This window comes from Variovorax sp. OK605, assembly GCF_900115445.1.
Taxonomy (GTDB): Bacteria; Pseudomonadota; Gammaproteobacteria; order Burkholderiales; family Burkholderiaceae_C; genus Variovorax.
The window spans coordinates 818575-843902 of sequence record NZ_FOWL01000001.1; the positions used below are offsets into that span (position 1 = coordinate 818575).

Sequence of the window (25328 nt, forward strand, 5' to 3'; positions counted from 1 at the left end):
GGCAACCCTCGATTTTAGGGTTTTCCACCATCCCTGTCGCGACAAACATCCTGTGACCGCACGCGCAGCAGGACTTCAATTGATTGCCAAAGTCAAACAACTTGATGACAATGGCAACCATGTCCACGCCCACGCCCCCCGTCGACCCCGCCGCCGTCAAGGCGATCCGGCAGTTCAACCGCTTCTACACGAGCCGCATCGGGGCGCTCGACCCCTACCTCGGCAGCCCCATGTCGCTGACCGACGTGCGCGTGCTGTACGAGCTGGCGCACCGCGAGACGGCGGTTGCCAGCGAGATCGGGCGCGACCTCGGGCTCGACGCGGGCTACATGAGCCGCATCCTGCGGCGCTTCGAAACCGAAGGCTGGCTCACGCGCGAGCCGCACCCGCGCGACGCGCGCCAGAGCGTGCTGCGCCTGACCGGATCCGGCCATGCCGCATTTGCGCCGCTGCAACAGAAATCGCGCGAGGAAGCCGCCGCGCTGCTCGCCCCGCTCGCGCCGGCGCAGCGCGAGCAGCTGGTGCAGGCCATGGGCACGATGCAGTCGCTGCTCGACCCCGAAGCGCCGCCGGCCAGGCCCCAGGCCGCGGTGCTGCGCGACCCGGCGCCCGGCGACATCGGCTGGGTGGTGCAGCAGCACGGCGAGATCTATGCGCGCGAATACGGCTGGAACAGCCAGTTCGAGGCGCTGGTGGCCGGCATTGCGAGCGAGTTCCTGCTCAAGTTCCAGCCCGAATGGGAGCGCTGCTGGATCGCCGAGCTCAACGGCGAGCGGGTCGGCGCGATCTTCGTGGTGCGCAAGTCGGCCACTGTGGCGCAGCTGCGCATGCTGATCCTGGCGTCCGGTGCGCGCGGGCTGGGCCTGGGCGGCAAGCTGGTGGAAGAATGCATCGCCTTCGCGCGCCTGAAGGGCTACAAGAAGATGGTGCTGTGGACCAACAGCTGCCTGCTGGCCGCGCGCGGCATCTACGCCAAGCGGGGCTTCAAGCTGATGGAGTCGCAGCCGCACGAGGGCTACGGCAAGTCGCTTGTAGGGGAGACGTGGGAGCTGAAGCTGTAGCCGGCGCCTGGCTCCTTCCCCCTTTTGGGGGAAGGTTGAGATGGGGGCGGCGCCCAACCAGCGTCCGCGTGGGGTCGAGGCCGTCGTGCCCCCACCCTTGCCCTCCCCCCGGAGGGGAGGGAGAAAAACCAGAGACCGTTACTGCATGAACCAGCCGTGGCTCACCACCAGCGACTGGCCCGTCAGCGCGTTCGTCGGGAAGCCCGCGAACAGCAGCGCCACGCGCGCCACGTCTTCGGTGGTGGTGAACTCGCCGTCGACGGTTTCCTTCAGCATCACGTTCTTGATGACTTCCTCTTCGCTGATGCCCAGCGTCTTGGCCTGCTCGGGAATCTGCTTCTCGACCAGCGGCGTGCGAACGAAGCCCGGGCAGATCACGTTGGCGCGCACGCCGTGCTTGGCGCCTTCCTTGGCCACGGTCTTGGCCAGCCCGATGAGGCCGTGCTTGGCCGTCACGTAGGGCGCCTTCAGCAGCGACGCTTCCTTCGAATGCACCGAGCCCATGTAGATCACGCTGCCGCCGCGGCCCTGCGCGTACATGTGCTTCAGGCAGGCCTTGGTGGTGAGGAAGGCGCCGTCCAGGTGAATGGCGAGCATCTTCTTCCAGTCGGCGAAGCTGAACTCTTCGACCGGGTGAACGATCTGGATGCCGGCGTTGCTGATCAGGATGTCGATGCCGCCGAAGGCCGCGGCGCCCTCTTCCACCGAGGCATTGACCTGGTCTTCGTTCGTCACGTCGACCGCCACGCCGATGGCTTGCGCGCCCGTGGCCTTGAGCTCGGCCGCGGTGGCGTCGGCGGCTTCCTTGTTCAGGTCGGCAATGATGATCTTCGCGCCTTCCTGCGCGAACAGGATGGCGATCTCCTTGCCGATGCCGCTGGCCGAGCCGGTGATGTAGGCGACCTTGTCCTTGAGTTGCATGGTGATGTTCCTTGGGTGAGGGTTGGGTGAAAGTCAGGGGTGAATGGAGGCCGCGGGAATCAGGCGAGGTAGTCGTGCTCGACGGTGCCCAGCGCCAGCGTCATGTCGGCGATGTAGTGCACCGCCGATTCGACCTTCAGCACCGGCAGGTCGGCCACCGGCGCCAGCGCATGCGGATGCAGCTCGAGCGATGCCGGTCCGCCCCACGCGCCATGCAGCGTCACGTCGACCATGTGATAGCGCACCAGCTCGCAGATGCGCGCCGTGCCGTCGACGTGCGGAATGATCTTCAGCAGAAAGTTGGGCTGCGCGATGCCCGCGAGGATGGGCTCGGGGTCGAGCGCGCGGTGCTTGAAGCCCATGGTGGCCTTGGCCACGCGCACCTTGCCGTAGTCGAGCGTGCCGACCACCACGTCGGTCTCGTAGTCGAGCACCGGCGAGGCCAGCTTCTTCGGAAAGCCCCAGAGCTCGCGCCCGCCGGCAATGGGCGGATGGTCGTTGAGGTACATCGCGTGCACGTACGCGCCCTTCTCCACGCCCTTGGCGGTGCGCAGCTGCACCGGAATGACCTGTCCCGACTCGGTGTAGTCGCCGAAGCCGGTGGAGTCGGGCATGCGGATGAATTCGTACTTCACGAGCGGCTCGACGACCTCGAGCGGCGCGGGCACCACGGCGCGCAGGGCGTCCATGTCGGTGCGGTAGGTGACGATGAGAAATTCGCGCCGCACGAACCGGTACGGGCCGGGCGGAAACGCGGGACTGGTCAGCGGCATCGCGAATGCCGTTCGGCGCACATCTTCAATGTTCATGAACATTTCCTCCTGTTGAAGTGATGGCCCAGTCTGGCGCTGGTTTCTTAGTCGAAGCTGAATCCCCGGCTACCGGGACAGGCCAGGCCGCTTGACGCGCCCCGAGCCATGCTCGCCAAGGTCGAAGGTGGTCACGCCGTTCACGGTGGCATCGGCGCGCAGCGTCTCCGGATGCGCGAGCGTCACGCGCATGTCGCGCGCGCCCGAATCCCAGTGCTCTTCCACCGCGGCGCGCGAGAACTCGTAGTCTTTCGATTCGAGTTCGTAGGGCTTGTCGCGGTAGATCAGGTGAAAGATGTCGATGGGCTCGTGCGTGAGCTGCGACTGCACCGCGAGCACGCTCGGGTCGTTGCGCAGGCTGGCCGGCAGCTTGGTGATGAGGTCGGCAATGGCCTGCTGCAGGTTCATGTTGGCGGCCAGGGCGTCGGTGTTCGCGCGGGTGCGGCTCGAGTAGGTGATGTCCTTCTGCCGCTCCAGCACGCCCGCCATGGTGCGCGGCATTTCGCCGCGCGCGTTGAACAGGTCGACCTGCAGCACCACCAGCGGCTCGTTGCGCGGGTGCATGTCCAGCACGTACTGCAGCGGCGTGTTCGACACGATGCCGCCGTCCCAGTAGTCGTCGCCGTCGATGCCGATGGGCGCGAAGCCCGGCGGCAGCGCGCCGCTGGCCATGATGTGCTCGGGGCCGATGCGCTGGCGCGTGTTGTCGAAGTACACCGAGTTGCCGGTGCGCACGTTCACCGCGCCCACGCTGAAGCGGGCCTCGCACGCGTTGATGCGGTCGAAGTCCACCAGCCGTTCAAGCGTGGCCTTCAGCGCCGAGGTGTCGTAGTAGCTCAGCAGCGGCGCGGCGCCGCCCATGAGAAAGGCCGGCGAGTAACGCGGCTCGAAGAAGCCCGGAATACCCACCAGAGAGGCCATCGTCGCGCTGTACTGGTTCTGCGTGGCGCGGTCGCCCATCCAGGAAGGCAGGCGCTGCGAAGGGCCGGAAGACACCAGGTGCCAGAACTCGCGCAGCCGGTCGACCCGGTGCTCGCGCGCATTGCCCGCGATCAATGCCGCGTTGATGGCACCGATGGACACACCGGCAATCCAGTGCGGCTCGAGTTCGGTCTCGCTGAGTGCGGCATACACGCCGGCCTGGTAAGCGCCAAGCGCGCCTCCACCCTGCAGCACCAGTGCCTTGCGGGCACTGCGCATGTCTTCGCGTCGCGAAGCAAAAGGGTTGAGGGGTTGGGCGGCGGCACGGGGTTTCTTCTTCGAAGGTGTCGTCATGCGTTCATTTGACACCAGCCGTGCGACATCCAACCTGACCAGGGAATTACCGGGCGCCCGCAACCGCGCGGGCTCCCGGTACAAGGTCACACCGTGGTCACATCTTCGGCAGCATCTGTCCGCGGATCTCGCCGCCGGGGTTGGCGGCCGTGTGCACGTTGGCGTACCACTTGCCCGCGGACAGGTCGGCGGCCTGCGCCGGCGTGAGCGTGGCCTGGCCTTCGATCGGGCTCGCCGGGTTGGCGAAGGGCAGCACCACGCCGGCATTGGCGCCTGCGGCCGCGGGGCCGTGGAAGTGCGCCATGGTGGCCGGGCCGCTCAGGCCGCTGTAGGTGATCTTGTACTTAAGCACGTTGGTGTCGCGGTTCAACCAGGCTTCGGCCATGCCGCTGCCGCGCGTCATGTTCGGCGGGACTTCGCTGGCCGCGTTCATCGCGCCGCTGAAGGTGGCGACGTTCGACTTCGACATCATTCCGCAGCCGACCAGCGCGGCACTGGCCACCCCGGTGATGAGGGCTGCGCGCAAAAAGGTGCCATATTTGGTCATGAGCTTGATCTCCTGAGTTGTGGAAGCGTCCACAGCATAGGCAGCGCGGGGAAAGTTGTCTTGTCGGCCATCGCCCCGACTTCGGCCCTCGGGCATGGGTGAAAACGCGTGCTGAAAGAGAATGCGCCGATGACCTCCCAAGCACTTGCGTCGGCCCGCGACGTCGTCGATTTCTGGCGCCAGGCCGGCCCCAAGCGCTGGTTCGCCAAGAACGACGCCTTCGACGCCGATTTCATCGCCCGCTTCGCGCAGGCCCACCAGGCGGCCGCCCGCGGCGAACTCGACCACTGGCTGGCCGACGCCGAAGGCACGCTCGCCCTCTTGGTGCTGCTCGACCAGTTCCCGCGCAACGCCTGGCGCAACAACCCGCACATGCTGGCCACCGACGGCAAGGCGCTCGCGGTGGCGAAGCAGGCCGTCGAGGCAGGCTTCGACCGGCAGCTGGAAGCGGTGCTGCGCCCCTTCTTCTACATGCCCTTCATGCACTCGGAGGTGCTGGCCGAGCAGGAACGCTCGGTGGCGCTCAATGCGGCGGTGGACGCCAACACGCAGCGCTTTGCCGTGATGCACCGCGACCTCGTGGCGCGCTTCGGGCGCTTTCCGCACCGCAACACGCTGCTGGGGCGCGAATCGAGCGCCGAGGAACAGAAGTACCTCGACGAAGGCGGCTTCACGGGCTGACGGTTTCGCCGCCAGCCGCTCGGCCCGCCCCGGCGCTCAGCTGTCGTTCTCCGGCAGCGGCACCTCGCGCGTCGGCGAGGGGTTCAGGTCGGCGATGCCCTTCGTGTCCTTCATGGAACCGTAGGTGCGCGCATAGACCCATGTGAACTCGGCCCCCAGCAGGAAGATCTGCGCCGAGTAGTAGACCCACACCAGCACCACCACCAGCGAGCCCGCCGCGCCGTAGCCCGAGGCCACGCTGCTCTTGCCGATGTACAGCCCGATGAGGTGCTTGCCCACGGTGAACAGCAGCGCCGTCACCGCCGCGCCCACCCACACGTCGCGCCACTGCACCCTGGCGCGCGGCATGATCTTGTAGATCATCGCGAAGATCACGGTGACCATCGCGAAGCTGAAGACGAAGTTCACCACCTGCGCCGTGGTCTCCCAGGCGCCGAACATCGGCGACCACCACTTGCCCAGCGCCGCCAGCGCCGCGCTGGCCACCAGCGACACCATCAGCAGGAAGCCGATGCCCATGATCATGCTGAACGACAGCAGGCGCACCCGCAGCATGTTGAACAGGCCTTTGTTCTTGATGCGCGCGGGCGCGCGCCAGATGCGGTCGAGCGCGTCCTGCAGCTCGCCGAAGACGGTGGTGGCGCCCACCACCAGCAGCCCGATGCCGACCACCGTGGCCACGATGCCCTCGGCCGGCTTGTTCACGGCCTGCAGCATGCCCTGCACCGCCGCCGCCCCCTGGTCGCCCATGAGGCCCGAGAGCTGCGCGAAGATCTCGCCGCGCGCGGCCTCCTGGCCGAACACCAGGCCCGCCACCGCGATCACGATCAGCAGCAGCGGCGCGATCGAGAACACCGTGTAGTAGGCCAGCGCCGCGCCCATGCTCGGCGCGTAGTCGTTCGACCAGGAGTTGAAGGCCCTTTGGCAGAGGTCGAAGAGTGCGCGCAGTTTCAAGAGCATGCTGAAGTGTTCCCTGTGCTGAAGTGTCGGTGCGGGGCCGGGCCGCATCTTGTCAGCGCGGCGCCCGGCACGTTGCAGGCCTGCCTACGATAATCGCATCACATGCACCCGTCTCCCCCTGCCACCGGCGCGGCGGCGCCGTCCCAGCCGCCCGATGCACCTGCCGCGCCCGCGGCAACCGCTGCAGCTGCCGCGCCTGCCGTTGCGCACCCGCAGTCGCCGCGCGACCTGTTCGTCTCGTTCACCTTTCTGGCACTGCAGGGCTTCGGCGGGGTCCTCGCCATCGTCCAGCGCGAGATGGTCGAGAAGAAGAAATGGCTCACCCCCGAGCAGTTCCTCGAAGACTGGGCCGTGGCCCAGGTGATGCCCGGCCCCAACGTGATCAACCTGGCCCTGATGATCGGCGACCGCTACTTCGGCCTGCGCGGCGCGGTGGCCGCGGTGGCGGGCATGCTGACCGTTCCGCTGGTGGTGATCCTGGCGCTGGCCGTGCTCTACGCCCACTACGCGGGCAACCCGCAGGTGGCCGCCGCGCTGCGCGGCATGGGCGCAGTCTCTGGCGGGCTGATTGCCGCGACCGGCATCAAGCTGGTGCCGCAGCTGCGCAAGCACCCGCTGGGCTTTGCCACCTGCCTGGTCTTCATGGCGCTGGTGTTCCTGGCCATCGCGGTGTTCAAGATACCGCTGGGCTGGGTGCTGCTGGTGGTCGGCGGCGTCGCCTGCGTTTGGACCTGGAAGAGGATTCCCGCATGACCATCGCGATGCAATGGCACGACTGGCTGGCCCTGCTCGGGCAGTACATGCTGCTGTCGCTGCTGTCGATCAGCGGCGCCATCACCACGGTGCCCGACATGCACCGCTACCTGGTCGCCCAGCACGGCTGGCTCACCGACGCGCAGTTCAGTTCCTCGGTGGCCATTGCCCAGGCCGCGCCGGGGCCCAACGTGCTGTTCGTGGCGCTGATGGGCTGGAACGTCGGGCTCAACGCGGGCGGCGGCATCGGCGCCGGGCCGGGCGCCTGGCTGCTCGGGCTCTTCGGCCTGCTGGTCACCATGGTGGGCATCATGCTGCCCAGCACCACCCTCACCTACTTCGCCACGCGCTGGGGCCACCGCAACCGCACGCGGCGTGGGGTGCGCGCCTTCAAGCAGGGCATGGCACCGGTGGTGGTGGGCCTGCTGATCGCCACCGGCTGGGTGCTGGCGGCGGGCAACCATGCCGGCGATGCGCCCGCATGGCACCTGTGGCTGCTCAGCGGCGTGGCCGCGCTGGTCGTCTGGCGCACGCGCATCCACCTGCTCTGGCTGCTCGGTGCCGGCGCGGTGCTCGGCGCCGTGGGCTTCGTCTAATCTTCAGTACCTCACTTTTTTCTCCTTCACCTTCAGGGACGCATCGACATGTCGCAACTTCGCCCGCTGGGCCGCTCCGGCCTCCTGGTTTCCCCGCTCGCCTTCGGCGGCAACGTGTTCGGCTGGACCGTGGACGAGGCGGCCTCGTTCAAGCTGCTCGACGCCTGGCTGGACGCGGGCTTCAACTTCGTGGACACGGCCGACGTCTACTCGGCCTGGGTGCCGGGCCACACGGGCGGCGAGTCGGAAACCATCATCGGCAAGTGGCTCAAGCAGAGCGGCAAGCGCAACCGCGTGGTGCTGGCCACCAAGGTCGGCAAGCCGATGGGTGAAGGCAAGGTGGGCCTGTCGCCCAAGTACATCCGCGAGGCTGTCGAGGCCTCGCTCAAGCGCCTGCAGTCGGACTACATCGACCTGTACCAGTCGCACGACGACGACGCCGGCACGCCGCTGGAGGAATCGCTGGGCGCGTTCGACGAGCTGATCAAGGAGGGCAAGGTGCGCGCCATCGGTGCGTCGAACTACACGGCACCGCGGCTGGAGGAAGCGCTCGACGTGTCGGAGCGCCTGGGCATTGCGCGCTACGAAAGCCTGCAGCCGCTGTACAACCTGTACGACCGCGCGGTGTTCGAGGACGCGCTGGAGCCGCTGTGCGTGAAGCGCGAGGTGGGCGTGATCAACTTCTACGCGCTGGCCGCCGGCTTCCTTACCGGCAAGTACCGCACCGAGGCCGATGCGGCCAAGAGCGCGCGCGGCGCCAACACCACCAAGAAGTACCTGAACGAGCGCGGCCTGCGCATCCTCGACGCGCTCGACAAGGTGGCCCAGCAGTACAACGCCAAGCCGGGCCAGGTCGCCATCGCCTGGCAGATCGCGCGCCCGGGCGTGACGGCGCCGATTGCCAGCGCCACCTCCATCGCGCAGCTCGAGGAGCTCGTGGTTGCGACGCAGCTGAAGCTGGACACGGGCACGATCGAGATGCTCGACCGCGCCAGCGCCGAGAACGCCGCGGCCTGAAGCGGAAGCCGGCGATGAGCCTCTTCGATTCCATCGCCGCGCCCACCCTCGAGCACTTCGCCGACCTGCGGGTCGAGGTGGGCGTGCCGCAGGTGCTGGGCAACAGCACGCGCGGGTTGCGCCGCACCGTGCCGATCACGGGCGGCGAGGCCGTCGGCCACGGCTGGCGGGCGCGCGTGCTGCCGGGCGGCAGCGACTTCCAGCTGATCGTGAGCGACACGCTCTCCGAGCTCGACGCGCGCTACGGGCTCGAGACGGACGCGGGCGACCTGCTGTACGTGCAGAACCGCGCCGTGCGCTCGGCCTCGCCCGAGGTCATGGGCCGGCTGCTGCGCGGCGAGCCGGTCGATCCGTCGCAGGTGTACTTTCGCTGCAGCCCGCGCTTCGAGACCGCGTCGGCCTCGCTGAAGTGGATCACCGAGCGCATGTTCGTCGGCGCCGGCATGCGCCACCCCGCCGAGGTGGTGATGCGGTTCTACCTGCTGGCCTGAAAAGCCTTCTTCAGCCGTCGACCGGCTGCAGCGGCGTCGCCAGAATGCGCTGGTAGAAGGCCACGTCGAGCCAGCGGCCGAACTTGAAGCCGGCCTGGCGCACGGTGCCCGAGTGCTCGAAGCCCAGGCGCTCATGCAGCGCGATGCTGCCGGCGTTGGCCGCGTCGATGGCGCCGACCATCACGTGCACGTCGCGCGCAACGGCTTCGGCAACGATCGCCTCCATCAGCGTGCGGCCCAGGCCTTCGCCGCGGTGCGCGCTGTCGACATACACCGAGTGCTCCACCGTGTACTTGTAGGCGGGAAAGGCGCGGAACGCACCGTAGCTCGCGAAGCCGAGCAGCTTGCCGGCGTCGTCCACGGCGCCGATCACCGGGAAGCCGTTGGCGCGCTTGGTGGCGAACCACGCCACCATGTTCTCGGCCGTGCGCGGCTTGTAGTCGTACAGCGCGGTGGACGTGGCGATGGCTTCGTTGAGGATGGCAAGGATCGCGGCGGCGTGCGCTTCTTCGGTGCAAGGGATCAGACGCATGGTGTTCCTCATCGGAATGCTGTTCAATATAGGAGAATAATAATCTCATATGAGAAACGATTCATCCCCTTCACATTCTCGCCCTTCACGTTCTCTTGCTTCACGTTCTCTGCCGCCTCCCGTTGCCGAAGCGCCCGGCGAGAACATCGACACGCTCATCGCCTCGCGGCTGCTGGCGCTGCGGCAGGCGCAAGAGCTCAGCCTGAGCGAGCTGGCCGAACGCTCGGGTGTCAGCAAGGCGATGATCTCGAAGGTCGAGCGGGCGCAGAGCAGCCCCACCGCCGTGCTGCTGGGCCGGCTGGCCGCCGGGCTCGGCGTGCCGCTGGCGCAGCTGCTGACCGAGGAGAAGACGCAACCGCAACGGCTGCGCCCGCGCGCCGCGCAGGAAGTGTGGCGCGACCCCGAGGCGGGCTACCTTCGGCGCCAGGTCGCCGAGCGCCAGGCGGGCAGCGGGGTGGAGCTGGTCGAGGTGGAGCTGCCGCGCTCGGCCCAGGTCGGCTACCCGCGATGGAGCGGCAAGCCCTACCGGCAATGCCTGTGGATGCTGGAAGGCGCGCTGCGGGTGGACTACGGCGACGAGCGCTTCGAGCTCGCACCCGGCGACTGCCTGGACTTCGGCGTCGACCGGCCGCTGGTCTTCAAGGCACTGGGGCGCACCGGCTGCCGCTACCTGCTGGTGGCCAGCCCCGAGTGAATGTGCCCGCCGTGAACGGCTGCGAAGGGTAGGCAGGCTCCCACATGCACAGGCGGCACGCGCCGGTGCGGCGGCCGGCACCGCTCGGGATACTGCAAGGCATCTCAGCTTCCGGAGGAACGACGATGTCCTTTGCGCTCTACATGATCGGTTTCGTGATTTTCCTGGGCGGCCTCATCTGGGGCGCCTCGGTGGCCGGCGTGCCCACGCTGTACATCGGCATCGGTGCGGTGATCCTGCTGGGCATCGGCATCTTCAGCGCGGTGGGCCGCACGCGCGGCAAGGACCCGTCCTGAGTTCATTGAGTTCACACAGGCTTCACGCCGCCCGCACAGGCGCTAGCTAACTTCGCATGCGCACTGCACGACGCAGTGCGCATCGAACCGTTGGCGCCCATGCACACCCCTTCTTCCAGTTTCTTCACTCCCCTCGCTTCTTCTTCCTCCGCTTCCTGCGCCGCACCGGAGCCAGCCCCGGCTGCATCGGCCGGCAACGGCTTGGGCAGCATCAAGGTCGATTTGCTTGTCGTGGGCGCCAGCTTTGCCGGTCTCGCCTGCGCGCGCGCCGCGGCCCTGGCGGGCCTCAGCGTGATGGTGCTGGAGAAGAAGACCAGCGCCGGAGCCAAGCTCCACACCACCGGCATCATCGTCAAGGACGCGGTGGACACCGTGCCCTGGCTTGCAGAAGTGCCGCCCTCGCTGGTGCGCCGCATCGAAGGGGTTCGGCTCTACGCGCCCAACATGCGCAGTGTCGACCTGCACGCGCCGGGCTACTGGTTCTGGGCCACCGACGCGCCGGCGCTGCTCGACTGGATGACGGATTCGGCGCGCGCATGCGGCGTCGACGTGCGGCTGGGCACGCTGTTCGAGCAGGCGCTGTGGATCAATGGGCGCTGGGAGGTGCCGGTGACGCAGGGCCCCTGCATCACCGCCACTTACCTGGTCGGCGCCGATGGCCCGCATTCGCGCGTGGCGAAGGCGCTGGGCCTCTCGCGCAACACGCGCTTTCTGTACGGCGTCGAGCATGAATACCAGGGCGCACGCATGGCGCCCGACCTGCTGCATTGCTTCGTCGACCGGCAGCTCGCGTCCGGCTACATCGGCTGGGCACTCGAGGGCGTGGGCGTGAGCCAGATCGGGCTGGCGCGCCGCATGGGGCGCCACGATGCCGCTGCGCTGAAGCTCGACCCGCTGCTGCGCAAGATCGCGCCGGTGGTGACGCCTGGCAATGCACCGCCGGTTGCGGTGCGCGCCGGCATGATCCCTTGCGGCGGCGTGCTGCCGCGGGTTTCAAGGGAGCGGGCGTTGCTGGTGGGCGATGCGGCCGGCATGGTTTCGCCGGTGACGGCCGGCGGCATCCACACCGCCCTGCTGCACGGCCAGCGCGCGGGCGAGGCCGTGGCGCGCTTCGTTCGCCGCGAGGTCGGCGACCCGGCCACCTGGTTCGTGCGCGGCTACCCGGGCTTTCGCCTCAAGCGCACGCTGCGCTGGGCCTTCGACCACTTCCAGAGCGATTGGATGTTCAACCGCCTGCTGGGCACACCGCAGATGCGGCGCATGGCGGAGCTGGTCTACTTTCACCGCAAGGGCACGGCCTTGCCCGCCCGGCAGGACTGAACGACGAAGAAGCGAAAAAGCGAAGACGCGAAAAACGCGCCCTCGCTCAGGCGCCGCGTTGGCGCATCGCCTCGTACAGGCACACGCCGCTGGCCACCGACACGTTCAGGCTCTCGACCGCGCCGGCCATCGGAATGCTCACCAGCTCGTCGCAGGTCTTGCGCGTGAGTTGCCGCATGCCTTCGCCCTCGGCGCCCAGCACCAGCGCCAGCGGGCGCTTGAAGTCGCTCTGGTAGATGGTGCCTGGCGCGTCGTCGCTGGTGCCCACGCACCAGATGCTGCGCTCCTTGAGCTCGTTGAGCGTGCGCGCAAGGTTGGTGACCATGAAGTACGGCACGGTCTCCGCCGCGCCGCTGGCCACCTTGGCCACGGTGGCGTTGATGCCGGCCGCATGGTCCTTGGGCGCGATGACCGCGTGCGCACCGGAACCGTCGGCCACGCGCAGGCAGGCGCCGAGGTTGTGCGGGTCGGTGACGCCGTCGAGCACCAGCAGCAGGGGCACGGTGCCGGCCTCTTCGAGGCCTTCGAGCAATTCGTCGAGCGAATGGATCTGCGCGGCGGGTTCCACGCGCGCCACCACGCCCTGGTGGCCGTGGCTGCCGCTGAGCTTGGACAGCCGCAGGCCGTCGGCCTCGACCAGCCGCACACCGGCTTCCTGCGCACGCGCAATGAACTGTTTCATGCGCGCATCGCGCCGGCTGGCGTCGAACATCACTTCGAGCACCGATTTCGGCGCGGTCTTGATGCGCACGCCCACGGCATGGAAGCCGAAGATCACTTTAGGAGAAGACATCCCCCGATTATCCCCACCGCCGGGGCCCCTGCCCGCTTTGGGTGCTCAGGCCAGGGGCAGGCCGCTCAATGCGCGGGTGCGTTCGTCGTGCAGCTCCTGCACCGCGCGCGCATTCGGATGCACCCGCTCGCTGTTGCCCACGCTCTCCAGGTACTGGCAGGCGGCGTGGCCTTCGGCGGCCTTTTCGTAGCGGGCGATCCAGGCGTCGCGCACGGGCAGCTTGTCGGGCGACACCGGCCACACGCCGGGTTGCGGGCGCATGTGCTCGCCGATGCCCACGCGCCATGGCTTGGCGCTCACGCGGGCGCGAAAGCAGTTCTGGTTGCGGCACATGCGCGCGTAGACCTTGTCCACGCCCATGGCCTGGAAGCAGTCGGCCACGCTCATGTCGCCGGGGCTGAACACGTCGTGCATGGCCAGCACGCGAAAGCCCGCGGGCGTGCGGTAGATGCGCAGGTGCCAGTCGGGGTGCTGGTGCATGAAGCGGCCGATGCGCTCCGCCGCGAGCTTCTCGGGCGCGGGGTTGCCGCTGGGCTGGCCGCGCTTCTTGCGCTGGCCGATGACCCAGGCCACGGCGAACACCACGAAGAACGCGATCAGCCCGCCCAGCCAGGTCTTGGCGGCCCAGCCGCCGACCACGCCGGCAATGAGCGCCGGCACCAGCGCAAAAGCGAACACGCTGCCGCGCAGCGGCTCCTCGAAGTCGATGTCGACGAACAGAACGTCGGGCGTGTTGAGGCAGCGCGCGCCGTAGCCGTTGCGGGTGATGACGGTGTCGCCCTGGCGCTCGACGATCTCCTCGCGGATGGGCACGCCATTGGCGCCGTTGTAGGCCAGCTTGCGCTCGCGGCGCTCTAGCTTCTCGCCCTGCACGATGCGCTCGAAGGCCTCGCGCGTGCGCTGGTCGGCGTGGGCCTGCGCGGCCAGCGGGCTGTCGTCGGACCAGCCGTAGCGGCGCACGGTCACCTGCTTGCCGGCCACGCGCTCCTGGATGCGGCCTTCGGCCCAGAACTGCGGAACGATCATCGGGTCAGAACGTCCCGCCGAAATACAGCCAGACCATCAGCGCGGCCAGCACGACGATGACCGCCGGCAGCCACTTGTAGCCGCCGCCGTGCACACGGCCGGGCTCGTCCATGGGCCGGCGCGGCATGTGCGAAGGCAAGGCAGCGAAGTCGCCCACCGACGGGTCGTCGTGCTTCTCGACCAGCCGCTTGGCGGCGGCCAGGCTCAGGCCGGTGGCCTCGCGCGTGAGGCGGACCGCCTCGACCTTGTTGCCCTGCGCCAGCGCCTTCAGCGCGGTGGACGGCATCGACGCGAAGCCGCGGTCCTGCATGGCGACATCGGGCGCGCTGCGCCCGGTGGCGGTGTCTTCGTCCCCCTCGTCCATGCGCGCGGCATACCGCTCGACGGCTTCCTTGGCCGACTTGAGGTCCAGGCCGGTGCGGTCGCGCACGATCTTGATGGCCTCGATCAGCCTGCCGCTCTGGAGCGCGCGGACAGCGTCGGGGGGAAGTTCTTCCATTCAGGCTCCTCGGATTGGTTTGCTATTTATTTAATAGCTTATCGCGCTTGTCAGACGGGCGCTACGGCAGCTTTTTCATTAAAAGCCACGCGGCCGGCCTCGATGGTGATGCGCCGTTCGCACTGCGCCGCAATGCCGCGGTCGTGGGTGACCAGCACGAGCGTGGTGCCCAGTTCGCGGTTGAGGTCGAACATCAGCCGCATGACCTGCTCGCCGGTGGCGAAGTCGAGGCTGCCGGTGGGCTCGTCGGCCAGCAGCAGGGCCGGCTGCACCACGAAGGCACGGGCCAGCGCCACGCGCTGCTGCTCGCCGCCCGAGAGCACCTTCGGGTAGTGGCCCAGCCGCTGCCCGAGGCCCACGCGAGCGAGCATCTCGGTGGCGGCCTTGCGCGCGTCCTTGCGGTTGGCCAGCTCCAGCGGGAGCATCACGTTCTCCAGCGCGCTGAGGTTGCCCAGCAGCTGGAAGCTCTGGAACACGAAGCCCACGCGCTGGGCGCGCACCGCGGCGCGTTCGTCCTCGTCGATGGCGAAGATGTCCTCGCCGGCAATGCGCACCGTCCCACGCGTGGGGGTGTCCAGCCCGGCAATGATCGACAGCAAGGTGCTCTTGCCGGAGCCCGAGGCACCGACGATGGCGGCGGTCTCCCGTGCCCCGAGGGTGAAATCGATGTCCTGCAGAATGTCCAGCGTACCGGTCGAGTCGGTGACGGACTTGAAGACATGCTCGACGGCAACAATTACATCGGACGGGGGTTGGGACATGGAAAGGCTTTGGTTTTGAATCGACGTGACTTTATCTTGACCACCGCCGCGCTCGGCAGCGCGGGGATATGGACGACCGCGGCGCAAGCCCAGGCCGGCAAGCCGGTGATCCTGGTGCTGGGCGATTCGCTGAGCGCAGAGTACGGGCTGAAGCGCGGCGAAGGCTGGGTACCCTTGCTGGAGAAAAGGCTTGCGCAGCAGAAGGTCGCGGCCAGCGTCGTCAACGCCAGCATCAGCGGCGACACCAGCTCGGGCGGACGCTCGCGCTTCGCCTCGCTGCTCACGCAGCACAAACCCACGCACGTGGTGGTGGAGCTCGGCGCCAACGACGCGCTGCGCGGCCTGCCGCTGGCGGACACCGAGAGCAACCTGCTGCAGATCACCAAGGCCGCGCAGGCCGCGGGCGCGAAGGTGCTGATCGTCGGCATCCAGGTGCCGCCCAACTACGGCGGCGACTACACGCGGCGCTTCGAGGCCGTGTTCTCGAAAGTGGCGGGCGAGACCAGGTCGGCGCTCGTGCCCTTCCTGCTCAAGGGCGTGGCCGACGCGCCCGATGCGCTGACGCTGTTCCAGGCCGACCGCATCCACCCGACCGCCGCGGCGCAGCCCCAGTTGCTGGACAACGTCTGGCCCGAGCTGCGCAAGCTGCTGCCGAAATAAAAAAAAACCGCCGCAGGCGCGGGCCTGCGGCGGCTTCTTGATGGGTACGCCAGGAGCGGATCAACCGTTCTTGGTGGGCAACTCGGGCACCGTGGGGGCATCGTGTTCGAGCGAGGCCACATCGGTTTCCGGGTCCCCGGGGGCCAGGCCATCGCTGCTCGGTGAGAGTTTGCGATTCGCCTTTTCCCGGAGCTTCTCTTCCTTTTTCTTCTTCTTGGCCAGCTCTTTCTGGCGCTTCTCGTAGCCGTAATTTGGTGTTGCCACTGCTTCTCCTTGGGCGAGGCAGTCAGGGTGACTGCGCGTCGCCTACTGTAAGCGATAACGCCGCACTCTCAAGACGGTACCCCGCGGTGCTCCCAAGGAGCGGGAAGCGATTTTTTACAACCGCCCCAGCGCCTGCTGCAGATCGGCGCGCAGGTCCCCGACGTCCTCGAGCCCGATCGAAAAACGAACGAGCGTGCCCTTGTAGGGCCAGCGCGCCACGCTGGCGTCGCGCATCAGGCCGATGTCGTAGGGCACCACGAGGCTGATGGGCCCGCCCCACGAATAGCCGAGACGGAAGAGCTTCAGGCTGTCGCAGAAGCGGTCGACCTGCTCGGTGCTGAAGCGCTCGTCGAACACCACCGAGAACAGTCCCGCCGCCAGGTCGGCCTGGCCGCACAGCGCGCGCCAGTGCACGTGGCCGGGCGAATCCTCGAGCGCGGGGTGCAGCACCTGAGCGATCTCGTCGCAGCCGTTGAGCCAGCCCGCCAGTTCGCGCGCCGCGCGGTCGTGCGCGGCGTAGCGCAGCGCGATGCTGGGCAGCGAACGCAGCAGCGTCTCGACGTCGCCCACGCCAATGCCGAAGCCCATGCGCATGTGCGTGAGCTTGAGCGCGCGATGCAGGCGCTCGTCGCGCGTGACCACGCTGCCCATGAGCACGTCGCCGCCGCCGCTGGGGTACTTGGTGAGCGCGTGCACGGAGATGTCGACGCCCTGCCCCGTGCCGTTGAAGTCGAAGGGCGCGAAGGCCAGGCCCGCGCCCCAGGTGTTGTCGAGTGCGGTCATCACGCCGCGCGCGCGGCAGATGTCCACCAGGGCCGGCAGGTCGGGGAACTCCATCGTCACCGAGCCGGCCGCCTCGACCCATACCAGCTTGGTGCGGTCCGACAGCTTGGCCGCGAGGTCGGCGGGGTTCATCGCGTCGTACATGCGGTGCGTGATGCCGAAGTTCGCGAGCTCGCCGGTGGCCAGCGCCTTGTTGGGGCCGTAGGCGTTGTCGGGGATGAGCACCTCGTCGCCCGTCTTCAGGAAGGCGAAGGACACCAGCGCGATGGCCGCGAGGCCGCTGGGCACCAGCAGGCATTCGGTGCCGCCCTCGAGCGTGGCCAGCCGCTCCTCGAGCGTGAAGGTGGTCGGCGTGCCATGCAGGCCGTAGGTGTAGCCGGCCTTGGTCTTCCAGTCGCGCGCGCGCATGGCCGCCACGTCGGCGAAGAACACGGTCGATGCCTTGAACACGCCGGGCTGCGGCGCGGCGAAGGTGGCGGGCGGGGTGTAGGGGTGGTGGATCAGGTTGGTGGAGGGCTTGCTCATGGGGGAGATGCTAGCGCGGCACGATCGAGCAAGCCCGGACACGCCCTTGCGGACCATGTGCGAAACAATCGACGGCTCATGACCATCGATGCCTTTGCCAGCACTCGCACGCAGACCGTGCGCTACCTTGACCTGCTGTCGCGCGCGGCCGCCTACATCGACGGACACCTCGGCAAGCCTCTCGATGGTGCCCTGCTGGCGGACATGGCGGCCATGTCGCGCTACCACTTCCACCGCATCTTTCGAGCCTACTTCGGCATCACGGTCGGCGGCTACATCACGTGGCGGCGCATGCAGCGCGCCTGCGAGCTGCTGACGGACAACCCGGCCTCCGTGAACGACGTGGCCCTGAAAGTCGGCTACGAGTCGGCGCAGGCACTGGCCAAGGCCATGAGGCGCGAGCTCGACACCACGCCAGCGGCTGTGCGCGGCGGCCAGGCGCCTCGCTGGCAGCAATTGTTCGATCGCCGGTCGGCGCCCGATCCCGAGACGGCACGCCAGAACCCGATGCTGCGCCCGCAAATGCTCGACGTGCCCGCACTCGCGGTGCTGACGGCCACCGGGCGCGGCATGGTGGATGGCGTGCGCACCGGAGCCGCGCAACGCGCATTTGCCGAGCTGGTCCCCGTCGTGCGTGCGGCCGGCCTGCTGCCACGCACGCGCAGTTGGGTCGCTGTTTTCCCCGACGAGCCGCAGGGACCCGACGACCAGGAGGCGCGCATGCTCTGTGGCGTCGTCTTCGATCATTCGCTGGCCGAACGCACCGGCGCGCCTGGACAACCGGCCGCACCGCTCAGCGGCACGCTCGCCTGGAGCCATCTGCCGGCGGGCCGCCATGCCGTGTTCACGCACCGAGGAGCGCACACGCTGCTGCACACCGTCTGGACCGCCATCTATCGCGACTGGCTGCCGGCCACTGGCTACGTGCTGCGCGATGCGCCCTGCTTCATCCACTACGCCAACGATCCGCGCGAGCCGCTGGGCGACGGTTGGCGCACGCATCTCTACCTCCCACTGCAATAGAGCCATGAATCCATCCTCCCCTGAACGCCAGACGGCCGGCCTGCTGATCGAAGCACTCGCCGCGCGACGGATCGGCGCGCTTGAGGCTTGCGACGCCGCCATCGCGCGCATCGAGGCTTGCGACCCGAAGATCAACGCCGTCGTCGTACGCGACTTCGAGCGCGCACGCGAGCAGGCGCGCACCGCGGACGCCGCCCTGGCCCGAGGCGAACGCCGTCCTCTGCTCGGGCTGCCCATGACAGTGAAAGAATCGTTCAACGTGGCGGGCTTGCCCACAACCTGGGGCTTCGAGTTCGCGCGCTCGCTACCGCCGGCGGCCGAGGATGCGGTGGCTGTGCGCCGCCTGAAGGCCGCGGGCGCGGTGATCCTGGGCAAGACCAACCTCGCGCTCGGGCTCGGGGACTACGAAAGCAACAACCCCGTCTACGGCCGCACACTTCATCCGCTGGACCCGGAGCGCACACCCGGTGGCTCCTCGGGCGGCTCGGCAGCGGCCCTGGCGGCCGGCATGGTGACGCTGGAGCTGGGCTCGGACGTCGGCGGCTCGCTCCGGGTACCGGCCCATTTCTGCGGGGTCTACGGCCACAAGCCGACGCATGGGCTGCTGCCTGCGCGTGGCCACGACTTCCCAGGTGGCTACCAAGCGGCTCCGGACGTGCTGTCAGTCATCGGCCCGATGGCGCGCAGCGCCAGCGACCTCGAACTGGCGCTGGACGTACTGGCCGGCCCCGATGGCGACGAGGCCACGGCCTTCCAGCTCACATTGCCGCGCGCGCGGCATGCCCACATCCGCGAGCTGCGTGCCCTGGCGCTCAGCGAGCACCCCTCGGCATGCGCCAGCGCGGAGGTACGTCATGCGGTCGATGCGGTTACACGCACCCTTGTCGCGGCTGGTGCCCGCGTCGAGCGCACCAGCGTGCTGCTGCCCGATCTGGCCGCCATCCAGGTCGACTATGTGAACATCCTGCGCACGATCACGACGCGCGGCGGTCCGAGTTCCCCGCCGTCGATCTCGGCGCACGAGTGGCTGCGCCTGCTGGACCGGCGCATGGGACTGCAGCGAGACTGGGGCCGCCTCTTTCGGAGCTTCGACATCGTCATCGCGCCGGCCTTCGGCTCGGCCGCCTTCGCGCACATGGACGCGCCCGACTGGGGCCACACGACGTTGACCATCGACGGTGATGCTTCGCTGTATCGCGACCAGCTCGCCTGGTCCGGCCTCGCCACGGTCGCGGGCCTGCCGGCTACCGTCGCGCCTGCCGGAAAGACTGCGCAAGGGCTGCCGATCGGGCTCCAGATCATCGGGCCTCGCTTCGAGGACCGGACGCCGCTGGCCGTGGCCCGCTGGCTGCAGCAAAACCACAGCTTCTGATCATTGGCCGGCGGCCGCGCAGAATGCGCCGATGCAGCTGACGCGCCCCCCCGCTCACCACCTGCGGCCCTTCGTGCGGCTGCTGTGGGCCTCCACGCCCGACGACGCGCCCACGCCGCAGCCCGGCGCGCGCGAGCACGTGCTGCCCACGGGTGGCATGCACCTCGTGTTCCGGCTCGGCGGTCCGCCGCTGCGGCTGTTTCGCGACGACGCCGATGCGCAAGGCTTCACGGTGGGCTACGCGATGGTGGGCGGGACGCGCCCGGCCTTCTTCGTGCGCGACGTGTCGGTGGAAACGCCTTCGGTCGGCGTCATGCTGCAGCCGGGCGCGGCCCGGGCGCTGCTCGGCGCGCCTGAAGGCGCGCTGGCCGATTGCCACACGCCGCTCGACGCGCTCTGGGGCGCCGACGCGGGCTTCGCGCTCGAACAGCTCCACGGCGCCGGCTCGCTGGCCGCACAGCTGGCCGTCGTCGAGGCCCTGCTGACGGCGCGCCTGGCACTGCGCGCGCTGCACGGCCTGCACCCGGCGGTGGCCCATGCGCTGGCCGGGCTGTCGGGCGGCAGCGTCATCGGCGAACTGGTGAAGCACAGCGGCTACAGCCACCGGCGCTTCATTGCGCTCTTTCGCGGCATGACGGGCCTGGCGCCCAAGCAGTACACGCGCATGCTGCGCTTCGACCGGGTGCTGTCGCAGTTCGCGCTCGAACCCCACCAGCCCTGGGTTGAGCTGGCGCTGCAGGCCGGCTACAGCGACCAGGCGCACTTCAACCGGGACTTCCTGGCGATAGCCGGCATGTCGCCGCAAGCCTACCGGCGCGCGGCACCGACAGCCTCGCGGCACGTCCCGATGCGCGCCCCTTCCCACAGGTCAAATTTGTCCAAGACCTGAAGCGCCGCCGACACCAGAATCGCGCCCATTCCAACCACGAACGGACAAGACCATGGCCATCCACGAACTGTTTCCCTACCTCTGCGTGCACGATGCCGGCGCAGCCATCGGCTTCTATTGCGAGGTCTTCGAGGTGAAGGAGATCTTTCGGCTCACCGAGCCCAGCGGGCGCATCGGCCACGCGGAGCTGGACTTCCACAACGGCGCCATCCTGATGATTTCGGACGAGTTCGCCGAGTTCAACATCCACAGCGCGAAGACGCTGGGCGGCACGCCTGTCTCGCTGCACCTGCATGTGGACGATGCCGATGCGGTGGTGGCGCGCGCCGTGGCGGCGGGCGCCACGCTCGACATGGCGCCGCAGGACCAGTTCTATGGGGAACGCTCCGGCGTCTTTCGCGACCCCTTCGGCCATCGCTGGAACGTGGGGCACAGCATCGAGAAGCTGACGCCGGAGGAAATGCAGCGGCGCTACACCGCGATGCTGCTGAACCCCGCCGAGTGAACCGGCAAAGTTGACCGGCAGAGTGAGCCGGCCGGGGGGCCTTCAGGCGCGAAGGCTCAGACCGACCACTTCTCGATGAGCTTCTCGGCGCCCATCGAGTCGTAGCCTTCGAAGGGCTGGTGAATCCACGGGTTCGTGGCCAGGAACTCCACCTGGTAGTCGGGCGTGAAGGTCGACAGCGCCTTGGTCCAGATCACCGCGCTGCGCAGCTCGGTGATGGGCGGGTAGTTGTTGCGCAGCATGTCCATCACCGCGTGCAGCGTGTGGCCCGAGTCGGCCAGGTCGTCGACCAGCAGCACCTTGCCCGCGATCTCGCCCTTGGGCGTGGTGATGAAGCGGGCAATGTCGAGGTGGCCCTGCACCGTGCCGGCGTCGGCGCGGTACGAGCTGGTCGACATGATGGCCAGCGGCTTGTCGAAGATGCGCGAGAGCACGTCGCCGGGGCGCATGCCGCCACGCGCCAGGCACAGGATCGTGTCGAACTCCCAACCCGACTGGTGCACCTTGATCGCGAGCTTCTCGATCAGGTTGTGGTACTCGTCGTAGCTGACGTAGAGATGCTTGCCGTCTTCGGTCAACATGGTTCTTCTTTTCCTCTTCAGTCGGCCAGGTAGGGGTGGCGCATCATGATCGTGTGATCGCGGTCGGGGCTGGTCGACACCATGTGGATCGGCACGCCGGTGACCTGTTCGATGCGCTGCAGGTACAGGCGCGCGTTGACCGGCAGCTTCTCGTATTGCGTCACGCCCACGGTGCTTTCGGTCCAGCCTTCGAGGGTTTCGTAGATCGGCGTGCAGCGCTCGATCTCGTCCGCGCCCATCGGCAGGATGTCGGTGATCTCGCCGTCGAGCTCGTAGCCGGTGCACAGCTCGAGCGTCTCGAGGCCGTCCAGCACGTCGAGCTTGGTGATGCACAGGCCCGACAGGCCGTTGACCTGCGCCGAGCGCTTGAGCAGCGCGGCGTCGAACCAGCCGCAACGGCGGCTGCGGCCGGTGGTCACGCCCTTTTCGGCGCCCACGGTGCTCATGTGGTAGCCGGGGGTGCCTGGCTTTTCCCACTCGAGCTCGGTCGGGAACGGACCGCCGCCCACGCGCGTGCAGTAGGCCTTGGTGATGCCCAGGATGTAATGCAGCATGCCCGGGCCCACGCCCGAACCGGCGGCGGCATTGCCGGCCACGCAGTTGCTGGAGGTGACGTACGGGTAGGTGCCGTGGTCCACGTCGAGCAGCGTGCCCTGCGCGCCTTCGAACAGCAGGTTGGCGCCGTTCCTGTGGGCGTCGTTCAGCTCGCGCGAAACGTCGGCCATCATGGGCTTGAGCAGCTCGGCATGCTTCATCGCTTCGTCGAAGACTTCGTCGTAGTCGATGGCCGGCGCGTTCAGCACCTGCGTCAGCACGTGGTTGTGCAGGTCGAGCAGCACGCGCAGCTTGGCCGCAAAGCGCTCGGGGTGCTTCAGGTCCTGCACGCGCAGCGCGCGGCGGGCGATCTTGTCTTCGTAGGCCGGGCCGATGCCGCGGCCGGTGGTGCCGATCTTCTCGATGCCACCCTTTTCGCGGTAGGCCTCGCGGGCGATGTCCAGCGCGGCGTGGAACGGCAGGATCAGCGGGCAGGCCTCGCTGATGCGCAGGCGCGAAAGCACTTCCACGCCGGCCTTCTCCAGCCCTTCGATTTCCTCGAACAGCTTGGCGGCGGACAGCACCACGCCGTTGCCGATGTAGCACTTGACGCCGGGGCGCATGATGCCGCTCGGGATCAGGTGCAACGCGGTTTTCACGCCGTTGATGACCAGCGTGTGGCCCGCGTTGTGGCCGCCCTGGAAACGGACCACGCCCTGGGCGCTTTCCGTCAGCCAGTCGACCAGCTTGCCTTTGCCTTCGTCGCCCCACTGGGTACCGACGACGACCACGTTTCTTCCGGTGGTTACGCTCATGCTCGTTCCATTACTTCAAAAATTCAGATCGCTCGGACATTCCACTGGCCCGCTTGCTCGACGAGCTCGCGGTCGCAATGGAATTCATCGATTTCGCTGCCATGGCCCGGCAGCACGCAGACTACCGTTTCGCCGGCCTTGCGCAATTGGGCAATTGCCTGACGCAGCCCCGCCGCGTCGCTCCAGGGCGCGCGGATGGCGGCGCGCAGCGGGCGGGCCGGCAGCACGCCGACCAGCTCGCGCACGTCCAGGCTGAAGCCGACGGCCGGGCGGTTGCGGCCGAACACGGCCCCCACCTCGTCGTAGCGGCCGCCGCGCACCAGCGAATCGGCCGCGCCGGGCACGTAGATGCCGAAGCGCATGCCGCTGTAGTAGGCGTAGCCGCGCAGGTCGGCCAGGTCGAAGCTGATCTGGCGGCCCGGCACGCCCTGCAGGCCGGCGGCCAGCTGCTTCAGGTCGGCCAGCGCCGCGGCCACGGCGGGCGTGCCCTTGAGCGCCTTGGCGGCCTCGTCGAGCACCGACGCGTCGCCGTACAGCCCGACCAGCGCGCGCAACCCGTCACGGGAGGCGGCAGGAAAGTCCTTGGTGAGCGCGTCGAGCTCGCTCGCATCCTTGGCGGCCAGCGCGGCATGCACACGGGCCAGCCCGGCGGCGTCGATCGGCACGTCGGCGAACAGGGCACGCACGATGCGGGCATCGGCCAGGTCGACGATCACGCCCTCTTCCAGGCCGGCGGCCTGGAGGCAGTCGAGCGCCAACAGCAGGGTTTCGGTGTCGGCCTCGAGGCCGGCATGGCCGTAGATCTCGGCGCCGAACTGCAGCGGCTCGCGCGTGGCGTGCGGCCGGTCGGGCCGGGTGTGAAGCACCGGGCCGCAGTAGCACAGGCGGGCCACGCCGTCGCGGTTGAGCAGGTGGGCATCGATGCGCGCCACCTGGGGGGTGGTGTCGGCACGAAGGCCCATGCTGCGGCCGGAGAGCTGGTCGACGAGCTTGAAGGTTTGGAGGTCGAGTGCCTCGCCGGTGCCCGAAAGCAACGACTCGAGGTGCTCGAGCAGCGGCGGCATCACCAGCTCGTAGCCATAGCCACGGGCGGTATCGAGCAGCTGGCGTCGAAGTTCTTCGATGTGGCGCGCCTCGGAAGGCAGCACATCGGCAATGTGATCCGGGAGGACCCAGGCGGACATGGGGATCGGGGGCGTGGTTAAACCGGGATTCTACCGGGACCGCGCTACCCCAAGATCCAGAGCAGTGCCAAACCCAGCAGGATGCTGCAAAGTCCAAAGAAACGGAGCTGGCCGTCGCGCAACTGCATGAGCTGCCCGAAGCCGCGCCGCCACCCTCCTGGCGAGACGAAAGGCAGGATGCCTTCGATGACCAGGACGAGCGCCAAGGCGCTCCAGAAGGTGTCGGCGCTCACGGCTCCGGAAGACGAATCAGCGGCGAGGCGCGCTGGTGTTCGATCCCGAGCCCTGCATGGCGCGGAAGAAGTCCGACGACGGGTCGAGCACCATCACGTCGCTCTTCTTGTTGAAGCTCTGCTTGTAGGCCTCGAGGCTGCGATAGAACTGGGCGAACTGCGGATCGCGGCCGAACGACTCGGAATACGCGGCGGCGGCCTGGGCATCGCCCTCGCCCTTGATCTTCTGCGCGTCGCGGTAGGCATTCGCCACGATCACTTCGCGCTGGCGGTCGGCGTCGGCGCGGATCTTTTCACCTTCGGCGGTACCGGTCGAGCGCAGTTCGTTGGCCACGCGCTTGCGCTCGGCTTCCATGCGGCGGTAGACCGATTCGGTGATCGCCTCGACGTAGTCGACGCGGGTGATGCGCACGTCGACGACGTCCACGCCCCAGGGCTTGGCACCCTTCACCACCGACAGCACTTCGCGCTGCACGTCGGCCATCAGGGCTTCGCGGCGCACCGAGATCAGGTCGCGCACGGTGCGCTTGTTGATGTTTTCCTGGAACGCATTGCGCACCACGCGGTTGAGCTGCATGGCACCGGCGTTCTCATCGAGGCCGACGTTGCGGATGTAGGCCTGCGGGTCGCTGATGCGCCAGCGCACGTACCAGTCGATGACCACGCGCTGCTTTTCGGCGGTGAGCATCGGCTCGGTGTCGACGCTCGAGAGCGTCAGCAGGCGCTTGTCGATGTACGACACGTTCTGGAACGGCGGCGGCAGCTTGAAGTTCAGGCCGGGCTCGGTGATGACCTGCTTGATCTGGCCGAGGGCATAGACCACGCCGAACTGGCGCTGGTCGACCACGAAGAGGGTCGAGCTCAACAGCACGAGCAAGACGAGGATCGACGAGGCGATGAATCCGATTCTGTTCATGTTCTTCTAGGC

At 68.2% G+C, this 25328-nt stretch carries 31 protein-coding genes; 14 read left to right on the forward strand and 17 right to left on the reverse strand.

Going from position 1 to position 25328, the window contains the following annotated elements; genetic code table 11:
* Positions 1-104: 104 nt before the first annotated feature.
* Positions 105-1061 (forward strand): bifunctional helix-turn-helix transcriptional regulator/GNAT family N-acetyltransferase, encoded by a 957-nt coding sequence (locus BM013_RS03875; RefSeq protein ID WP_093122983.1) that lies wholly within the window; start codon positions 105-107, stop codon positions 1059-1061.
* 138 nt (positions 1062-1199) lie between these two features.
* Here BM013_RS03875 and BM013_RS03880 read toward each other — a convergent pair whose 3' ends face one another.
* The 4 genes from BM013_RS03880 to BM013_RS03895 all read right to left on the reverse strand — a co-directional run bounded on the left by BM013_RS03880 (position 1200) and on the right by BM013_RS03895 (position 4613).
* Positions 1200-1982, reverse strand: coding sequence for a 3-hydroxybutyrate dehydrogenase (locus tag BM013_RS03880; RefSeq protein ID WP_093122986.1), 783 nt, complete (start codon positions 1980-1982; stop codon positions 1200-1202).
* A gap of 59 nt (positions 1983-2041) precedes the next feature.
* Positions 2042-2791: an acetoacetate decarboxylase gene (locus BM013_RS03885; protein ID WP_093123375.1), complete on the reverse strand. Its 750-nt coding sequence runs from the start codon at positions 2789-2791 to the stop codon at positions 2042-2044.
* A 69-nt stretch (positions 2792-2860) separates the two neighbouring features.
* Complete coding sequence (locus BM013_RS03890; protein WP_093122988.1) at positions 2861-4066, reverse strand: patatin-like phospholipase family protein; 1206 nt, start codon at positions 4064-4066, stop codon at positions 2861-2863.
* A 97-nt stretch (positions 4067-4163) separates the two neighbouring features.
* Entirely contained in the window at positions 4164-4613 is a 450-nt protein-coding gene (locus BM013_RS03895; RefSeq protein WP_093122991.1) for a CHRD domain-containing protein, read from the reverse strand.
* Between the two features lie 129 nt (positions 4614-4742).
* Between BM013_RS03895 and BM013_RS03900 the strand changes: the two genes are divergently transcribed.
* The gene (locus tag BM013_RS03900; protein WP_093122993.1) at positions 4743-5294 is read left to right on the forward strand and encodes a DUF924 family protein; all 552 of its coding nucleotides are present in this window, start codon (positions 4743-4745) and stop codon (positions 5292-5294) included.
* A gap of 36 nt (positions 5295-5330) precedes the next feature.
* On the opposite strand, the gene BM013_RS03905 is transcribed toward BM013_RS03900, so the two are convergent.
* The gene (locus BM013_RS03905) at positions 5331-6254 is read right to left on the reverse strand and encodes a YihY/virulence factor BrkB family protein (protein WP_177206564.1); all 924 of its coding nucleotides are present in this window, start codon (positions 6252-6254) and stop codon (positions 5331-5333) included.
* 102 nt (positions 6255-6356) lie between these two features.
* Here BM013_RS03905 and BM013_RS03910 point away from each other — a divergent pair, with 102 nt between their 5' ends.
* From BM013_RS03910 to BM013_RS03925, 4 genes are read left to right on the forward strand one after another with little or no spacing between them, the layout of a single operon-like run.
* Entirely contained in the window at positions 6357-7007 is a 651-nt protein-coding gene (locus BM013_RS03910) for a chromate transporter (RefSeq protein ID WP_093122996.1), read from the forward strand.
* Positions 7004-7603: a chromate transporter gene (locus BM013_RS03915; protein ID WP_093122999.1), complete on the forward strand. Its 600-nt coding sequence runs from the start codon at positions 7004-7006 to the stop codon at positions 7601-7603. Before BM013_RS03910 ends, BM013_RS03915 begins: the two co-directional genes overlap by 4 nt.
* Before the next feature lie 48 nt (positions 7604-7651).
* Complete coding sequence (locus BM013_RS03920) at positions 7652-8620, forward strand: aldo/keto reductase (RefSeq protein WP_093123002.1); 969 nt, start codon at positions 7652-7654, stop codon at positions 8618-8620.
* Between the two features lie 14 nt (positions 8621-8634).
* Entirely contained in the window at positions 8635-9111 is a 477-nt protein-coding gene (locus BM013_RS03925) for a DUF3237 domain-containing protein (protein ID WP_093123005.1), read from the forward strand.
* A gap of 10 nt (positions 9112-9121) precedes the next feature.
* Here BM013_RS03925 and BM013_RS03930 read toward each other — a convergent pair whose 3' ends face one another.
* On the reverse strand, positions 9122-9643 hold the full coding sequence (locus BM013_RS03930) for a GNAT family N-acetyltransferase (protein WP_093123380.1): 522 nt from the start codon (positions 9641-9643) through the stop codon (positions 9122-9124).
* Positions 9644-9692: 49 nt separating this feature from the next.
* Here BM013_RS03930 and BM013_RS03935 point away from each other — a divergent pair, with 49 nt between their 5' ends.
* From BM013_RS03935 to BM013_RS03940, 3 genes are all read left to right on the forward strand, one after another.
* A complete protein-coding gene (locus BM013_RS03935; protein WP_093123008.1) occupies positions 9693-10337 on the forward strand; it encodes a helix-turn-helix domain-containing protein in 645 nt (214 codons plus the stop codon).
* A gap of 125 nt (positions 10338-10462) precedes the next feature.
* Positions 10463-10633 carry a hypothetical protein gene (locus tag BM013_RS41150; protein ID WP_177206563.1) on the forward strand — a complete coding sequence of 57 codons (171 nt, stop codon included), beginning with the start codon at positions 10463-10465 and terminating at the stop codon, positions 10631-10633.
* Between the two features lie 99 nt (positions 10634-10732).
* Complete coding sequence (locus BM013_RS03940; RefSeq protein ID WP_093123383.1) at positions 10733-11953, forward strand: NAD(P)/FAD-dependent oxidoreductase; 1221 nt, start codon at positions 10733-10735, stop codon at positions 11951-11953.
* Between the two features lie 46 nt (positions 11954-11999).
* Here the strand turns inward: BM013_RS03940 and rlmB are convergent, their stop codons facing one another.
* Genes rlmB through BM013_RS03960 form a run of 4 tightly spaced genes read right to left on the reverse strand, consistent with a single transcriptional unit; the run spans position 12000 to position 15032 of the window.
* Positions 12000-12746 carry a 23S rRNA (guanosine(2251)-2'-O)-methyltransferase RlmB gene (rlmB, locus tag BM013_RS03945; RefSeq protein WP_093123011.1) on the reverse strand — a complete coding sequence of 249 codons (747 nt, stop codon included), beginning with the start codon at positions 12744-12746 and terminating at the stop codon, positions 12000-12002.
* Positions 12747-12791: 45 nt separating this feature from the next.
* On the reverse strand, positions 12792-13772 hold the full coding sequence (locus BM013_RS03950; protein WP_093123013.1) for a hypothetical protein: 981 nt from the start codon (positions 13770-13772) through the stop codon (positions 12792-12794).
* A 4-nt stretch (positions 13773-13776) separates the two neighbouring features.
* A complete protein-coding gene (locus tag BM013_RS03955; protein ID WP_093123016.1) occupies positions 13777-14271 on the reverse strand; it encodes a hypothetical protein in 495 nt (164 codons plus the stop codon).
* A gap of 50 nt (positions 14272-14321) precedes the next feature.
* Positions 14322-15032, reverse strand: a complete 711-nt coding sequence (locus BM013_RS03960; protein WP_093123018.1) for an ABC transporter ATP-binding protein — start codon at positions 15030-15032, stop codon at positions 14322-14324.
* A 36-nt stretch (positions 15033-15068) separates the two neighbouring features.
* Here BM013_RS03960 and BM013_RS03965 point away from each other — a divergent pair, with 36 nt between their 5' ends.
* Positions 15069-15692 (forward strand): arylesterase, encoded by a 624-nt coding sequence (locus tag BM013_RS03965; RefSeq protein WP_177206562.1) that lies wholly within the window; start codon positions 15069-15071, stop codon positions 15690-15692.
* 60 nt (positions 15693-15752) lie between these two features.
* On the opposite strand, the gene BM013_RS03970 is transcribed toward BM013_RS03965, so the two are convergent.
* Both BM013_RS03970 and BM013_RS03975 read right to left on the reverse strand, forming a co-directional pair.
* Positions 15753-15956 carry a hypothetical protein gene (locus BM013_RS03970; protein ID WP_093123021.1) on the reverse strand — a complete coding sequence of 68 codons (204 nt, stop codon included), beginning with the start codon at positions 15954-15956 and terminating at the stop codon, positions 15753-15755.
* Positions 15957-16070: 114 nt separating this feature from the next.
* Positions 16071-17264, reverse strand: a complete 1194-nt coding sequence (locus BM013_RS03975; protein WP_093123024.1) for a PLP-dependent transferase — start codon at positions 17262-17264, stop codon at positions 16071-16073.
* 78 nt (positions 17265-17342) lie between these two features.
* Between BM013_RS03975 and BM013_RS03980 the strand changes: the two genes are divergently transcribed.
* The 4 genes from BM013_RS03980 to BM013_RS03995 are packed head-to-tail and all read left to right on the forward strand — an operon-like array spanning position 17343 to position 21053.
* Entirely contained in the window at positions 17343-18287 is a 945-nt protein-coding gene (locus tag BM013_RS03980; RefSeq protein ID WP_093123026.1) for an AraC family transcriptional regulator, read from the forward strand.
* A gap of 4 nt (positions 18288-18291) precedes the next feature.
* The gene (locus tag BM013_RS03985) at positions 18292-19659 is read left to right on the forward strand and encodes an amidase family protein (protein WP_218153630.1); all 1368 of its coding nucleotides are present in this window, start codon (positions 18292-18294) and stop codon (positions 19657-19659) included.
* A gap of 31 nt (positions 19660-19690) precedes the next feature.
* Complete coding sequence (locus tag BM013_RS03990; protein WP_093123032.1) at positions 19691-20548, forward strand: helix-turn-helix domain-containing protein; 858 nt, start codon at positions 19691-19693, stop codon at positions 20546-20548.
* A 52-nt stretch (positions 20549-20600) separates the two neighbouring features.
* Entirely contained in the window at positions 20601-21053 is a 453-nt protein-coding gene (locus tag BM013_RS03995; RefSeq protein ID WP_093123034.1) for a VOC family protein, read from the forward strand.
* Positions 21054-21109: 56 nt separating this feature from the next.
* Here BM013_RS03995 and BM013_RS04000 read toward each other — a convergent pair whose 3' ends face one another.
* The 5 genes from BM013_RS04000 to hflC are packed head-to-tail and all read right to left on the reverse strand — an operon-like array spanning position 21110 to position 25316.
* The gene (locus tag BM013_RS04000; protein WP_093123037.1) at positions 21110-21634 is read right to left on the reverse strand and encodes a phosphoribosyltransferase; all 525 of its coding nucleotides are present in this window, start codon (positions 21632-21634) and stop codon (positions 21110-21112) included.
* A 17-nt stretch (positions 21635-21651) separates the two neighbouring features.
* A complete protein-coding gene (locus BM013_RS04005) occupies positions 21652-22983 on the reverse strand; it encodes an adenylosuccinate synthase (RefSeq protein WP_093123039.1) in 1332 nt (443 codons plus the stop codon).
* 23 nt (positions 22984-23006) lie between these two features.
* Positions 23007-24167, reverse strand: a complete 1161-nt coding sequence (locus BM013_RS04010) for an ATP phosphoribosyltransferase regulatory subunit (RefSeq protein ID WP_093123042.1) — start codon at positions 24165-24167, stop codon at positions 23007-23009.
* A gap of 44 nt (positions 24168-24211) precedes the next feature.
* A complete protein-coding gene (locus tag BM013_RS04015; protein ID WP_093123048.1) occupies positions 24212-24400 on the reverse strand; it encodes a DUF2065 domain-containing protein in 189 nt (62 codons plus the stop codon).
* 16 nt (positions 24401-24416) lie between these two features.
* Positions 24417-25316, reverse strand: a complete 900-nt coding sequence (gene hflC / locus BM013_RS04020; protein ID WP_093123050.1) for a protease modulator HflC — start codon at positions 25314-25316, stop codon at positions 24417-24419.
* Between the last annotated feature and the right edge of the window lie 12 nt (positions 25317-25328).

What these genes read in the sequence shown, in the direction of transcription:
- BM013_RS03875 (WP_093122983.1), top strand. Translation starts at nt 105, where the DNA reads ATGACAATGGCAACCATGTCCACGCCCACGCCCCCCGTCGACCCCGCC.
- BM013_RS03880 (WP_093122986.1), bottom strand. Translation starts at nt 1,982, where the DNA reads ATGCAACTCAAGGACAAGGTCGCCTACATCACCGGCTCGGCCAGCGGC.
- BM013_RS03885 (WP_093123375.1), bottom strand. Translation starts at nt 2,791, where the DNA reads ATGAACATTGAAGATGTGCGCCGAACGGCATTCGCGATGCCGCTGACC.
- BM013_RS03890 (WP_093122988.1), bottom strand. Translation starts at nt 4,066, where the DNA reads ATGACGACACCTTCGAAGAAGAAACCCCGTGCCGCCGCCCAACCCCTC.
- BM013_RS03895 (WP_093122991.1), bottom strand. Translation starts at nt 4,613, where the DNA reads ATGACCAAATATGGCACCTTTTTGCGCGCAGCCCTCATCACCGGGGTG.
- BM013_RS03900 (WP_093122993.1), top strand. Translation starts at nt 4,743, where the DNA reads ATGACCTCCCAAGCACTTGCGTCGGCCCGCGACGTCGTCGATTTCTGG.
- BM013_RS03905 (WP_177206564.1), bottom strand. Translation starts at nt 6,254, where the DNA reads ATGCTCTTGAAACTGCGCGCACTCTTCGACCTCTGCCAAAGGGCCTTC.
- BM013_RS03910 (WP_093122996.1), top strand. Translation starts at nt 6,357, where the DNA reads ATGCACCCGTCTCCCCCTGCCACCGGCGCGGCGGCGCCGTCCCAGCCG.
- BM013_RS03915 (WP_093122999.1), top strand. Translation starts at nt 7,004, where the DNA reads ATGACCATCGCGATGCAATGGCACGACTGGCTGGCCCTGCTCGGGCAG.
- BM013_RS03920 (WP_093123002.1), top strand. Translation starts at nt 7,652, where the DNA reads ATGTCGCAACTTCGCCCGCTGGGCCGCTCCGGCCTCCTGGTTTCCCCG.
- BM013_RS03925 (WP_093123005.1), top strand. Translation starts at nt 8,635, where the DNA reads ATGAGCCTCTTCGATTCCATCGCCGCGCCCACCCTCGAGCACTTCGCC.
- BM013_RS03930 (WP_093123380.1), bottom strand. Translation starts at nt 9,643, where the DNA reads ATGCGTCTGATCCCTTGCACCGAAGAAGCGCACGCCGCCGCGATCCTT.
- BM013_RS03935 (WP_093123008.1), top strand. Translation starts at nt 9,693, where the DNA reads ATGAGAAACGATTCATCCCCTTCACATTCTCGCCCTTCACGTTCTCTT.
- BM013_RS41150 (WP_177206563.1), top strand. Translation starts at nt 10,463, where the DNA reads ATGTCCTTTGCGCTCTACATGATCGGTTTCGTGATTTTCCTGGGCGGC.
- BM013_RS03940 (WP_093123383.1), top strand. Translation starts at nt 10,733, where the DNA reads ATGCACACCCCTTCTTCCAGTTTCTTCACTCCCCTCGCTTCTTCTTCC.
- rlmB (WP_093123011.1), bottom strand. Translation starts at nt 12,746, where the DNA reads ATGTCTTCTCCTAAAGTGATCTTCGGCTTCCATGCCGTGGGCGTGCGC.
- BM013_RS03950 (WP_093123013.1), bottom strand. Translation starts at nt 13,772, where the DNA reads ATGATCGTTCCGCAGTTCTGGGCCGAAGGCCGCATCCAGGAGCGCGTG.
- BM013_RS03955 (WP_093123016.1), bottom strand. Translation starts at nt 14,271, where the DNA reads ATGGAAGAACTTCCCCCCGACGCTGTCCGCGCGCTCCAGAGCGGCAGG.
- BM013_RS03960 (WP_093123018.1), bottom strand. Translation starts at nt 15,032, where the DNA reads ATGTCCCAACCCCCGTCCGATGTAATTGTTGCCGTCGAGCATGTCTTC.
- BM013_RS03975 (WP_093123024.1), bottom strand. Translation starts at nt 17,264, where the DNA reads ATGAGCAAGCCCTCCACCAACCTGATCCACCACCCCTACACCCCGCCC.
- BM013_RS03980 (WP_093123026.1), top strand. Translation starts at nt 17,343, where the DNA reads ATGACCATCGATGCCTTTGCCAGCACTCGCACGCAGACCGTGCGCTAC.
- BM013_RS03985 (WP_218153630.1), top strand. Translation starts at nt 18,292, where the DNA reads ATGAATCCATCCTCCCCTGAACGCCAGACGGCCGGCCTGCTGATCGAA.
- BM013_RS03990 (WP_093123032.1), top strand. Translation starts at nt 19,691, where the DNA reads ATGCAGCTGACGCGCCCCCCCGCTCACCACCTGCGGCCCTTCGTGCGG.
- BM013_RS03995 (WP_093123034.1), top strand. Translation starts at nt 20,601, where the DNA reads ATGGCCATCCACGAACTGTTTCCCTACCTCTGCGTGCACGATGCCGGC.
- BM013_RS04000 (WP_093123037.1), bottom strand. Translation starts at nt 21,634, where the DNA reads ATGTTGACCGAAGACGGCAAGCATCTCTACGTCAGCTACGACGAGTAC.
- BM013_RS04005 (WP_093123039.1), bottom strand. Translation starts at nt 22,983, where the DNA reads ATGAGCGTAACCACCGGAAGAAACGTGGTCGTCGTCGGTACCCAGTGG.
- BM013_RS04010 (WP_093123042.1), bottom strand. Translation starts at nt 24,167, where the DNA reads ATGTCCGCCTGGGTCCTCCCGGATCACATTGCCGATGTGCTGCCTTCC.
- hflC (WP_093123050.1), bottom strand. Translation starts at nt 25,316, where the DNA reads ATGAACAGAATCGGATTCATCGCCTCGTCGATCCTCGTCTTGCTCGTG.